The following is a 12,940-nucleotide window of genomic DNA, read 5'->3' as shown; positions in this document are numbered from 1 at the left end:
ACAAATGTTGGGAATTACACTCAAAGAAACACAGGTTTATCGGGAAATTAAGGAAGAAGGACGGAAAGCAGAAGCGTGTCAACTCATTACGCGTCAATTAACCCGACGGGTAGGAGAACTACCACAACCAGTGCGATCGCAAGTTGAATCCCTTTCCCTAGAACAATTAGAAAATCTCGGTGAAGCATTGCTTGATTTTACTAGCATGGCTGATTTAGACGCATGGTTAGCAGCACTTAACCCTTAAAATGGTGAAGCTGCTATTTTCCAACCTGAATGCGTCGAGATTCGATATTTTACAAATTATTTCAGCAATCTCCCAGTTTATTATTCGCCCTGTTAACAAATCCACCTGCGAATGCAGACGAGTACATATTTGATTCGGTAGCAGTTAAAGAAGCAAAATTTGAAATCGATGGTGTATTTCTACCACCGCAAACCGAAAATCCAGGTGTGGTGTATTTCTGTGAGGTGCAATTTCAGAAGGACGAAAGACTATACGAAAGGGTATTTGCCGAATCCTATCTCTACTTTTATCGCAACCGTGGCAGATTCAGCAATTTGCAAATCGTCATCATTTACCCATCCCGTAGCTTAGAACAAACAGATATTAGTCCTTACCAGAGTCAACTCAACAGTCCCCAGGTACATCGGATATATCTGGATGAACTCGGAGATATTCGTTCGTTACCCGTATGGGTAGGATTAATGGTGTTGACTACAATTGATGAAGAACAAGCAACAGAAGAAGCAAGGAATTTATTAACAAGGAGTCAACAGGAAGTACCTCCAGCAGAAAATCGTGCCATCATAGAGCTAATTACCACAATCATGGTGTACAAGTTTGAAGGTAAGAGCCAAAGGGAGGTCGAGGAAATGTTGGGAATTACACTCAAAGAAACACAGGTTTATCGGGAAATTAAGGAAGAAGGACGGAAAGAAGGAATAAAAGAAGGAGAACAACGAGGAGAGCAACGAGGAGAGCAACGAGGAGAACAGCGAGGACGGAAAGCGGAAGCGTGTCAGCTAATTACGCGTCTACTAACCCGACGGGTAGGAGAACTACCACAACCAGTGCGATCGCAAGTTGAATCCCTTTCCCTGGAGGAATTAGAAAATCTCGCTGAAGCATTGCTTGATTTTACTAGCATGGCTGATTTAGATGCTTGGTTGGCTGGATTGGGTGATAATTCTCGATGAGATGATGCTGTTTTGACTTCAATTCATAGATAAATTATAAATACTGGGATTCACACTCAATTTTTCCGAAAGACAGCAGTGAAATAACCGCGATCGCAAATTCCGAAGGTTTGCAGCATCTGTCCAATGTTGATATTAGCAATCAAGAAAATATTTAGGCGTTGCATAAATGCGGGATGAACTGAAGGCTAAAAGTATTTAGTATTTCGTTCAATATTCAGCAAAATCATCCCCTGAATCAGCAAAGCTAATAGTTCAATAAAAAAAAGGAATTTTTGGGTTAAAACTACTCCCTGTACAGACGACCAGACGGGTCGTCTGTACCCACTCCCTACTCCCTTCCCTCACTAAAATACTTTTCCGCAGACCCTAAATAGTTCATTTCTACTCTCCACTCTCTATTTCCAATGTAGGGAAATTTATTTTCTGATTTGTGCATGAGTTAGCAAACCTCGGAAATATAGGTATATAGCACCCCAAGAGGGTGTGAAGTAATTACAAATTGCATTTATCCAGAGGAGGTGGAAAAATTGAGGTAATAATGGCGTTGATTAGGTGATAGTTCCGTGACTTCTGCATCCAAATATTGGGAATTTGTCAAATTAGATACCACAAGTAAGCGCCGAGTTGAGATGATTGCTGTTGCCAAAACCTATTTTCAAAGGCATTTTCCAGACTTACATGATGTTGCTGATGTGACGGTACAACGTCACCTTTGGCAGATTCAACATGACGCAAATGGAGAACGGGAAGACAAGTTTTTGGCTGAACTATGTCTACGTTGTTATATTTCACACCAGATTTACCAGGTTTGCTTGGATTTAGGGATGAAGTTTGGCAGCAAAAATGGTTTTACTTATCAAGACTTGTTACCGTATGTGTTGGATGATGAGGTTTTAGAGATAGCAGTACGTCAACCGCAACAGCTGAGTGCTTGGTTGAATACCCACAGAAGTCAACAAGGTTTCCCTGGTTTGGGTAATTCATCTTATCAATCTTTGGCTACCAATATTCTCAAAACTTTTGACCCGACTAAGGGTTCCTTGAGTGCTTGGGTAAGTCGTTATGTGAAACAGCATACGGAACTGAAGCGGTTTCTGTTGCAACATGGTGTGTTCTTGGTCAGTGATTGGGCTTTGTTAAATGATACTAATCCCAAGGAATTGCAGCGGATTTTGACGACAATATTTGGTTTGAGTCAGGTGGAAATTGAACAAGCTTGCGAATTATTGGTGAGTTACCACGGTGTATATCGTCAAGACCGCTTACAGCAAAGGATGGCTGGAGGAATGCTTAAGTGTCAACCTCCGACAACCCACCAGTTAGCGCGTATTGCTAATGATTTCCAATCCCGTTTGGGAAAATCGATTACACCAGATACTGTGTTTAAACAATTACAGTTAATTGCGTTAAAATTACGCCAGTACCGCATTGCTGCACAGGGAGGAACAGTCACATCTGTTTCCTTCGACCGGGAAGAGATTCGTCCAATGGTGGAAGCAACCCAGGTGACTACGGAAGATGATGAACAGGTAGAATTCATCCGCTTATACCAAGCTCAATTTTCCCAAGCATTGGATGAGGCGATCGCTCAGGTTTTAGCTGATGTACAAGCGAAAATTCAACGTAAACGGGGTACGGTGGAACAGCAATTTACTACGGCTTTGCATTTATTCCATTGTCAAGGTCAATCCATGAGTCAAATTGCACCCCTAATCGGTTTAAAAAAACAGTATGAAGTCACCAGGTTATTAAAATTAAATGACTTAAGAGCTGATATCCGGCAAAATTTATTATTAAGCTTGCGATCGCGGATTTTAGAACTAGCTGAAAATTTCACCGATTCATCCCGTTTACAAGCATTAGACCAAAAACTAGAAGGAATCCTCGATGAGCAAATTTCCTCTTTAATTCAAGAAGTTGAATCGGAAGTGAAAAACCCCATTCGCAACCAACCCTTACGCAGTTTACTTGCACGTCGAATCTGTCATTATTTGCAGTCCCAGGAACGGAAAGGGTCAAAATAACTGGGAAAGCACTATTAATTCCGATTAATAATTTATTATATAATTCCCCGTTAAACACCCATCCCCTCATCTGATTCCTGTCCTGAATGTGGTGTACCAAAAAAAATTCTCTGACAAACAACGACTAACTGATTTAACTAACTTAATATGATTGACCAACCTTTAACTAACTTAGATGTCACGGAATTACTCGACTGGTACGCTCTCAATCCAGCTTACACCGAGTTATCCCCAGAACGATGTCAGCTCGCAGCAAATAATAGCAAAGATGTGATCCATCTCCAACAACGTTGGCAAGTGTATGTCAATGGTTTAGCTGTACTGGGTTTTGCTGATTGGTTGGCAGAACGCGCTCCCGACTTAACAATTAATATCAATCACGCAACGATTTGGCAACCTATCTATGGGAATATTTTGGCAGCTGGATGCCATATTCAAGTTGGTGATTTCCGGGTTTGTGTGCTAAATGCTAGCAATTTTAGTAGTCAGCATAGTCTACCTTTTGCGGTTTTTGATATTCCGGATTTGGCAGCCCATTTTTATATTTTAATGCAGGTGGAAGAGGAAAGTTCCCAAGTTGCATTTGCTGGTTTTATGACCTATGAGCAGTTTTGTTTGCAGCGAAAAAGGGAAGATTTAAAAATTGAAACTGATTGGAATTATCGGATTGATCAAAGTTGGTTTAATGGGGATGCAAATGCTTTATTATTAAATCTACGCTGCTTACAACCAGATGCCATTTCCCTACCCCAATTAACATCTGTTTCGGAAGCCGAGGTCAGAAGTGTACGGCAAAAAATTACTGAGAACAAGTCCTTATTAGCCAAAAAAAATCCCTGGCAAATTTTGAGTATCGCTGACGCGAAAGTATTTTTCAGTCAGCCAGAACTCTTAAAATATTGGCTTGATACAGCAAAAAATGCCAACAATCAACCCTTAATTAATGTGGGATTGTGGTTACGCGATCGCATTGATATGGCGACTCAAGAGTTAGGTTGGATGTTGATGAATACACCCAGTTTATCTCCCGCACCAATGCGTTCCTTAAGACTGATTAACGATAATTTTGACCAAATCCGTTCCAGCTTAGAAACGGAAGGGGTGCATATTCCTGCTCATGCAAGGGGTGCATTTCGGGATTTAGAATGCGAGTCTGGTTGTATTCGCTTCTATGCTATTACCTGGATTATTTCGGAAACCGATGAAAATCCAGAATGGTTATTATTAGTGGCTTTGGGTGGACAACCAGGTACACCCATGCCAAAAACATTACAATTAGAAATTAAAGATGAAAATCAATCTTTGTTTAATGAGTCTTTATTTGATACAAGTAGAGGAGTTTTGTTTGCCCAAGTAATTGGAAATATCGGTGAAAATTTTTGGGTCAAAGTCACTGCTGATCAACAATTTACTTTTGATATCCCTCCCTTTGGGTTGGAATTAGAATGAAGGGATTTTACACCTTTGATATCATTAAATGACTATCGATATCCCATAATTCGGCTTTTTCGATATAGATATCTTGCTAGAAGTCGGCTTTCTTGCAGCGACCCAAACTCTGGAGAAAAATCCGACTTCTCATCCCAGGCAAAATTTAGTTTTTATACCGTTTTACTTTGGAGTTGATACCGGACGGGAAGTAGGGAAAGAATATGTATCAAAATTGGGTGGAATAGTTTTAGCTTTTTTATCTCAAGTGAAAATCATTGAGCAGCAATAAATCCAATTCTGATTCCAGCTAGAGATGGGTCATGTCTATGATATTCTACCACAGGAATAAAATATTCATGATTTGATAATTATCCATAATCAAATATTATACTTGGATGTATTTTTAGATACTTAAGAACACGATAAAGGAGGAATTGTTACAGGTATTGTTAATAGTGAACTAATTAGCAGCAATTTATATTAAACTTTGAAAAAATCCTGAATAGGATGCTCATCCTAACCTACATTCACAGGGTCATCCCATCTACCAAATCCCTACAACTTGCTTCTGAGTAGGGAGTAGCAAGAAAATCAATGCCTTACTCGCTCAATATCCAGATAATCCAATATCCCATGAATTATTGTAAACAATCATATTGATTCTTAATAATCAACCAGTAGATTAACAAGCATCAAACAGCCTGCGAGATGATAGACTATGGAAAGCTGTCCGCATATTTTTAATCTTAAAGTTCAAAAAGTTGAACAAACATGTTTATTTGAGTTGTCCTGGGGTGAAGGACAAAGATTAGCCTCGCAGGTTAACTATCCAACCACCTTGACCCAGTTATACAAAGAGTGGGAATGTGCATATCTGAGTTTTTACAAATCAGAACAGATGCGCGGACGAGCCGTGGGGGGTGGTGTTGCCAACTTAAATATCGATTGGCACGCCGAACTAGTCAAGGCGGAAACGAAGTTAATGTACGAGTTTCATCGCTGGTTGCGGAGTGGAGAATTATACGAAATCCGAGCCAGAATTGCCCAAGCAAGTCAGGAATTGCTGACAATCATCAACTCAGGGGAAGAACAGACAATTCAAATCAGCTTGACCTGCACACCGATGGAAATTGACCGTTTACCCTGGGAAGCTTGGGAATTAGGAAGCGAATTTGCCAGTATGGGAGCGATTAAAATTATTCGTACTCCCTTAAATATAGCAGCCAATGCCAGTGGCAGCAAGAAGTCACTCCGGGGTAAAACCAGAATTCTGGCAATTTTGGGTGATGATAGTGGTTTAAACTTTGAAGCGGAACGCAAAAGCATTAAATCCCTGGAAAAAATTGCCGAAGTGAAATTTGTGGGTTGGCAACCACAGCAAACAGCAAGTGAGGTGATCACAGATATTGTGGAAGCGATCGCCGATGAACGGGGTTGGGATATCCTGTTTTTTGCTGGACACAGTAACGAAACTGAATTAACCGGGGGAGAATTAGGGGTTGCTCCGGGGGTTTCCATCTCGATTAAGGAAATTGCTCCCCAACTAACAGCAGCAAGACAACGGGGTTTACAGGTAGCCATCTTTAACTCCTGCAAAGGTCTGAATATTGCCCAATCTTTGATTGATTTGGGTTTTAGTCAGGTGGTGGTGATGCGGGAACCCATTCATAACCGTGTTGCAGAGGACTTTTTAGTTCACTTTCTACAAGCATTAGGTCGCAACCTGGATTTATACGCAGCAGTAACGGAAGCCAAGCAGTATCTGCGGATGGAAAAAAGCCATACCTACCCCTCTGCTTACCTAGTACCATCTTTATTTTGTCACCCTGGTGCGGATCTATATCAAATAAAACCAATTCGGTGGAAGGATAAACTACGTCAAGGTTTACCAAACTTTACGGAAGCAGCCGTTCTCACCGCAACAGTACTGTTAGCCCTACTAGCTCCGGTAGAAATGTTGCTGGAAGATGGACGGATTCTCACCCAAGCAGTTTACCGTAACCTGACAAGTCAAATTCCCAATGACGAAGTTCCTCCGGTAGCTTTAATCGAAATCGACACGGAATCCATCTATCGCGCGAAATTAAAGGACAGTCAACTGTTACCAATGGATCGAAGTTATCTCGGTAAAATCCTGGATAACACCCGGAAACTGAACGCCAAAATCGTGGGGATAGACTACACCTTTGACACACCCCAACCGGGGGGAGACGAGAACTTAGGAGCAGCAGTCCGTAAAGCTGTGGATGAAAATATCTGGTTAATTTTGGGAGCAGTTTTAGAACCCACCCGGGAAGTGGGAACCAATGAAGCAATTGGTATTAACAAATGGGATTGGACATTACAGGGGTACACAGACGCTTACCATTACCAAGTGGAGTATCCCGATGGGGATTGTCGTCAAGCTTGTCCCATTTCCTATCTAATGGCTTTGGTGCAATCTGCAAATCGGGAAATCGAAGGAATTCCCCAACCAAATCTGAATCGGACAACTAACCTCCGGGCAGACTTTTTTGACGCGATCGCCCGCAAAAAACCAACCCAGGGAAGGACAGGAGCAATTCTCAAAAACCATGAATTCATGGGAATTCGTCCCCTAATCGACTTCTCCATCCCACCCAGTCAAGTATATACAAAAATACCCGCTTGGCAAATCATCGAAAATCCCAGTAATAACAAGTTTCCCCTGATACCCGAACAAATCGTCCTAATAGCTAGTGGTAGTGATGAGCGTTTAGGAACTAGTAAAAACAAAGCAGATTACTCAACCGCACCCTCCGCAACCCAATATTGGGCAATGCAAAATCAAAGTAGACAAAGATACCTCACCGGGGGAGAATTTTTAGCCTACATGACCCATCATTTCCTCCAACGGAGGATGGTAATTCCCATCCCCAATCTGTGGATGATTGGAGTCGCTGTCATTTTTGGTAAAACCACCTTTTTCCTTCTCAAACGTCAGCCGAAATGGACATCCCAACATCGTTTACAAATTATCCTCGCTGCGATCGCTTTTAGCAGCATTTACGGAATCGTTTCTTTGCAACTGTATATATCATCAGCAGTGTTATTGCCCTGGTTATTACCTACGTCCGTATTTTTAACCTACATTATATCCGTGACAAGGAGAAAAACCCATGTCTAGCAATCAGCGTCGCTTTTACAAAACCCTTTTAAGTTTATCTCTACTCCCTTTGATGACGGTGACAATCATCTCCCTGGGAATAAATCACACATCCGCATTGAACATTTCCGCAAAAACACCCCAACTGATTTCCCAAAACTTCACTGGATTTATTGCCTCATTTTGGGAACGTCGTCCCAGAAGACGTAATATCTCCCGTTCCGGTGCTGGTTTTTGCGCGATCGCACCTGGTTTAGTCGATACCTATAAGATTTGGCACAACAAACCCGTATTTTTATGGAATTATTCGGGTAAACCCGAACAGGTACAGTTAGTGGTGCGAGATTATGATACCCAAACTATCCTCTGGAAGCAGGATGTGAATATTTCTGCGCAAAAGCTAGCCTATACTGCACCCCAACCCCTAGAAGCGGGTAAACTCTATCAATGGCAATTAGTTGGTAAAACTAGCAGCAATTGGTTTACTTTCCAAGTTCTCCCCAGTCAAGAGCGACAAAAAATTGCCACGGAACTGCAAGCACTAGAGCAAAAACTCAAAGGCGATCGCGCTTCTGCTGAGGTCATCGCTCAGAAAAAAGCTGAGTATTTCCTCAACTATCAAATTCAACATCAAACGGAAACTGGTACATTTAATGCGTGGTCGGATGCACTTCAAGTTATCAGTGAAGTGGAAAATCCTTCCCCTGCTTTTGTACAAAAACGGGAGGAATTTGTTGCTAGTGTTTGTACTCCTAGTCAACCCACCGCAAGAAAAGGAAACCAGAGGGATTTTAGATTTTAGATTTTCGATTTTGAATTGAGATCATCAAAGGGATTTTGGATTTTAGATTGAGACTTCTTGAAGATAGGAAATAATCTCAAACCGTATATTTGTCCTGATCGACTGACTTGAGAGTGAGTAGTAGTCCATCGCACTAACTTTGATGGGTGAAAAAGGCACATAGTAGCACTAGTCTACGACAACCCTGCGGGTATAGCGCTCTAAATTAAAGCTTTTTCGAGGCTAAAGCCACTACTAAAAACCCCTCATAACCTATGTGATAGACCAATAAGGGGTAGTGAATAAATAGTGAGGGGTCAAAAACCCTGGGGGAAGTATTAAAAGCCTCTTTTCAAATAATCTTTAAAACATTATCCCTCTTTGGTAAATATAGGCTAATCGGACGTTGCGCATATATTCTTGGGTTTTGACTCTGGCAAATTGAGATGTATTATCGGTGTTCATCTCAGTTTCTGATGGTGCAGATGTCGGTAATTCTCTATTCTCTGGTTTCCGTTTCTCCTCATTAACTTGTTGATTAATACCTTCTGGTTCAGCTATCTGCGCGTGGAACATTGCTGTTTACTCCGTTTTTTTCTCATGGAGATATAAGTCGTTTTCGCAGCACGAAAAATACAGAAATAAAAATTTTCCCCGTCAAGACTTTTCCTCTGTATCTGTAAATCACAAAAATTCAATCTGCGATACTTTGAACGTCAATACCCCTAGAAGCTCTTTGCAACCGAAAGGGGAGATATCAAATCGAATTCACCCTTCTTTCCCTCCTCACCCTACATACTACATTGTTACTACAAACATATTCTCTGGATTTCGATAGATTTTTGGGAAAATATTCTACTCAACCCAAAATCCAGATTTTTTGATACCATAGTGATATCATTTTGGAATCAAAATAAGATTATGGATGTAATGAAAGCAGCAATCAAAGAATTTCCAGCCTTTAGAATCAACGGATTTGTGGTGTTAGGGGTGTTGAGTGCGATCGCCTTAGTCGGAGGGTGGTATATTTGGCATAGCGTCAACAATTTGCAAGCTATACTAGCGAGGGGTTTAAAAATTACCGATCTATTGGGAGAGGAAGGAGCAGCACAAGCGATCGCCTGGTTATTGGCAACCCTATTAGTGATTGTGATACCTTCACTTTCGGGATTTTTCAGTGTTGAACCAAATCAAGCCGTGGTGTTGGTATTATTTGGGAAATATATGGGTACGGTGCGTGAAGCTGGTTTTTGGTGGACAAATCCCTTTGCAAGCAAGCGAAAACTATCTTTACGGGTGCGTAATTTTAATAGTAAGATTATCAAAGTGAATGATGCAGAAGGAAGTCCCATTGAAATTGCCGCAGTGGTAGTTTGGCAAGTAGTAGATTCAGCCAAATCCCAATTTGCAGTGGATGACTACCAGGAATTTGTTGCCATTCAAAGCGAAACAGCCATCAGAGCCTTAGCAATTCGTTATCCCTACGACACCTCCAACGCACCAGATGGCAAAGAAACCCCTTCCTTACGGGGGATACCCGATGAAATCGCCCAAGCACTACAAAGGGAACTACAAGCTCGTTTGCAGGTGACAGGAGTAGAAGTATTAGAAGCACGACTTTCCCACCTAGCCTACGCACCGGAAATTGCCCAAATGATGTTACGACGACAACAAGCTAAAGCATTAATTGAAGCACGACGACAAATTGTGGAAGGTGCAGTAGGGATTGTCAACGAAGCTCTCAACCGTTTGAGTCATGAACAGACCCTTGAGTTGGACGATGAACGCAAAGCCTCTATGATTAATAATCTGTTGGTTGTTTTAACATCCGAGCAAACCGCTCAACCTGTAATCAACACTGGCACACTTTATAGTTAGTCGAGAAAATGAGCCAGAAAAAACGGTTTTTATTGCGTTTGGATATGCGATTATATGAGATATTAGAAAAATGGTCAGCAGACGATTTACGTAGTGTCAATGCGCAAATCGAGTTTCTGTTGACAGAAGCAGCAAAGAAATCAGGACGTTGGCAAGAAAGCAAAAATAAATCTGGAGATGATTGAAATGTACATAGGGATTTTTGGTTGCGATGACCCCACGTAGAGACGCGAAATTTCGTAGAGACGCTAAATTTCGCGTCTCTACAATAATTTTGGGTGTTGAAATTAGCGGTGGCTTTCCAACCTAGCAAAACTATTTTGAGGAAGAAACTGCGCCTTTTTGGGATTGGTTTGTTTTCGATTTATTTTCTTGTTCTTTCTCTTGTTCTTGATGATTGGGGAAAGAAACAGAAGATTGGGAATTATTTGAATTCACCACAGCGCTACGAATTGCTCCTCGGAAAATCAAAGCACCGACAGTTTTTAATTTAAAACCCCAACCTTTGGGTAAATTATCATCACCATCGTTTTGACCTAAATCAATATAAATCCGAGGGGGAATAAAATACTGCACTCCACTGTTAGCGAGTAATTCGTGGGTTTTTTCCATCATCTGATCAATAGCTTGATCAAAATCTATGTAACTTTGATAGGGTTGTTGCAGTTGCTGTTGAATTAATCCAATAAATTCCCGGATTATCGCGATTCTTGGGTCGGGAGTAGTATTGGTTGGGGATGAATCTGGAACTGAATAATCGATGGGTACTCCGGGAATTTCTAGCGGAGGTGAGGGGGGTGGAGTAACACCTAATTGTTTGAAAATAAGGTGTTCTAATGATGCAAATAAATTGGCTTGAGCTTGGGCTATTTTAACGTTATTCACGTCATTTTTCCGGGGAAGAAGAGTCCGAATTGCTCGACGGACGACTTGGGTCAAGGTAAAGGGAGGGAAGGGAATTGAGTTTGGATCAATATTTTCCCCATGTTGGGTCATTAGTTCGTCCAAAGGAATTAAATCCTGGGGTACAATTGGCATTTGAATGGTAAAATTCTGAAATTCCGGATTTTGGCTGGTTTTGCTGAGGAGATTGACTTGACGATTATTTTGACGGTTTTGTAGTTTAAGTAATTCTTCGGCTTTGGTTGCGTCTCCATCGAGTAATTTAGTCAAACCTTGCTGATTAAACGGATAAAGGGGACTATTTAAACCAATATAAATAAATTCAGCGCAGTAGGCTTTGTTTTCAGCAAGATTGAGGAAATCAATCGCATCCGTTGAACCAAGAGCAGCAAGAGCGCAATTTTTGAGAAACTCTTGGAGGGAATTGCGATCGCACACTCGCACCGGATCACCGCCATTAAAATCATTTTCCGAAAATTCAACAAACGAATTCATCACAGCTAACCAGCATATAATCGTATCGGTATAGCCTCTAGCTTGGGTTTTGGTCACGAATTCGGGAAACTCCAAACCCTGCGCGATCGCCACAAAACCTGGATGTCCGAACATTCCTGCGTGGTAGGTGTCGGGTTCGTTGAGGGAAGCAAAGGATGGATTTCCTGCACGAATTGCGGGAACAATTGCACCCGTATGGTGTCCACCCCCTTTAATAATCAGTTCCATCAAGTTTGTTTCGTCGCTACTATCCAAAATCCAGCGCAAATCCACCACCCGACCATAGGCATCCTTATGGTAAACATAGGTACAGGGTAAAATCCCGTATTCATTCAGGTACTTCACAATATCACCATGTCCCGAAACCGAGTTCCCATCCGGATCGATTAAATCATCCTGATCCGCAATCCCAATATATCCGGGAACTTTAATGGTTTCGCTACTCATAATTGTTTCATCGTCTACAATTATTTGTTTATAAAAAAGCCGTTTTATCTTTTTAACTGGTTTGCCATAAAACATTCCATAGTCGGGAGATTTAATTGCGTTAAATATTCTTAAATCCACCTGTTCGGGGGAATATAAAGGCAAATTATTCTGTTCTGTCATCTGATTCTGGAATTATTTTTTATATAGGGGAATTGCTAAGTTTGAGACAAAATTCATCGGTAAAAACAAACCTGATATTACAAAAATAGATAGGGTTTAGTTTGTTTACGAATCTCTTCGCTCTTGCTTAATATCAACGTGAATTCGACAGATACAAATAATCCCTCTCCAAAGCTCTTGAGAACAGAGGTTTTGGAAGAATTGATTCTTGATTGAAAACTGCGGATTTTCTGTTCCTCTGGGAAGTCACAGAGGGTTTGGGGTGAGGTTCATCGAACTCACGTTAATATCAATACTATTCTTTTTCAATCGGCTTGATAATTAACTATTTTTAGATATATTTAGGTATATTTAGGTATTCTAAAATTTATGAAAACCTGGTGGGATAGGCATCTTACCTGTTATTGTGTAATTTACGCATAGGAAGAACCCTCCCCGATTTCGGAGAGAAGTTACCAGGAAGATTTTCTTCTGACAAAGTTCTACGGGGGG

Annotated in this window: 11 protein-coding genes; 9 read left to right on the top strand and 2 right to left on the bottom strand. The window is 41.1% G+C overall.

All coding sequences use genetic code 11. The features are described 5' to 3' along the window. The first annotated feature begins 4 nt into the window (after positions 1-4). The 7 genes from CDC37_RS19505 to CDC37_RS19475 all read left to right on the top strand — a co-directional run bounded on the left by CDC37_RS19505 (position 5) and on the right by CDC37_RS19475 (position 8,584). Positions 5-247 (top strand): DUF4351 domain-containing protein, encoded by a 243-nt coding sequence (locus tag CDC37_RS19505; RefSeq protein ID WP_442861100.1) that lies wholly within the window; start codon positions 5-7, stop codon positions 245-247. Positions 248-276: 29 nt separating this feature from the next. Then, the gene (locus CDC37_RS19500) at positions 277-1,200 is read left to right on the top strand and encodes an Rpn family recombination-promoting nuclease/putative transposase (protein WP_096624306.1); all 924 of its coding nucleotides are present in this window, start codon (positions 277-279) and stop codon (positions 1,198-1,200) included. 566 nt (positions 1,201-1,766) lie between these two features. Further along, positions 1,767-3,227: a hypothetical protein gene (locus tag CDC37_RS19495; protein WP_096624304.1), complete on the top strand. Its 1,461-nt coding sequence runs from the start codon at positions 1,767-1,769 to the stop codon at positions 3,225-3,227. A gap of 147 nt (positions 3,228-3,374) precedes the next feature. Then, positions 3,375-4,676 carry a DUF1822 family protein gene (locus CDC37_RS19490; RefSeq protein WP_096624302.1) on the top strand — a complete coding sequence of 434 codons (1,302 nt, stop codon included), beginning with the start codon at positions 3,375-3,377 and terminating at the stop codon, positions 4,674-4,676. A 73-nt stretch (positions 4,677-4,749) separates the two neighbouring features. Beyond that, positions 4,750-4,947 carry a hypothetical protein gene (locus CDC37_RS19485; RefSeq protein ID WP_096624300.1) on the top strand — a complete coding sequence of 66 codons (198 nt, stop codon included), beginning with the start codon at positions 4,750-4,752 and terminating at the stop codon, positions 4,945-4,947. Positions 4,948-5,376: 429 nt separating this feature from the next. Next, positions 5,377-7,803: a CHASE2 domain-containing protein gene (locus CDC37_RS19480; RefSeq protein WP_096624298.1), complete on the top strand. Its 2,427-nt coding sequence runs from the start codon at positions 5,377-5,379 to the stop codon at positions 7,801-7,803. Further along, entirely contained in the window at positions 7,796-8,584 is a 789-nt protein-coding gene (locus tag CDC37_RS19475; protein WP_096624296.1) for a hypothetical protein, read from the top strand. Before CDC37_RS19480 ends, CDC37_RS19475 begins: the two co-directional genes overlap by 8 nt. 342 nt (positions 8,585-8,926) lie before the next feature. On the opposite strand, the gene CDC37_RS19470 is transcribed toward CDC37_RS19475, so the two are convergent. Next, entirely contained in the window at positions 8,927-9,139 is a 213-nt protein-coding gene (locus tag CDC37_RS19470) for a hypothetical protein (protein ID WP_096624294.1), read from the bottom strand. A 354-nt stretch (positions 9,140-9,493) separates the two neighbouring features. Between CDC37_RS19470 and CDC37_RS19465 the strand changes: the two genes are divergently transcribed. Both CDC37_RS19465 and CDC37_RS24765 read left to right on the top strand, forming a co-directional pair. Then, a complete protein-coding gene (locus CDC37_RS19465; protein ID WP_096626418.1) occupies positions 9,494-10,441 on the top strand; it encodes an SPFH domain-containing protein in 948 nt (315 codons plus the stop codon). Between the two features lie 8 nt (positions 10,442-10,449). Further along, positions 10,450-10,626 (top strand): hypothetical protein, encoded by a 177-nt coding sequence (locus CDC37_RS24765; protein ID WP_172892802.1) that lies wholly within the window; start codon positions 10,450-10,452, stop codon positions 10,624-10,626. Between the two features lie 130 nt (positions 10,627-10,756). Here the strand turns inward: CDC37_RS24765 and CDC37_RS19460 are convergent, their stop codons facing one another. Continuing rightward, complete coding sequence (locus CDC37_RS19460; protein WP_096624292.1) at positions 10,757-12,448, bottom strand: hypothetical protein; 1,692 nt, start codon at positions 12,446-12,448, stop codon at positions 10,757-10,759. Between the last annotated feature and the right edge of the window lie 492 nt (positions 12,449-12,940).

The sequence above is a fragment of the Calothrix sp. NIES-3974 genome, assembly GCF_002368395.1.
Taxonomy (GTDB): domain Bacteria; phylum Cyanobacteriota; class Cyanobacteriia; order Cyanobacteriales; family Nostocaceae; genus NIES-3974.
This window is presented reverse-complemented; position numbering and strand designations above follow the sequence as displayed.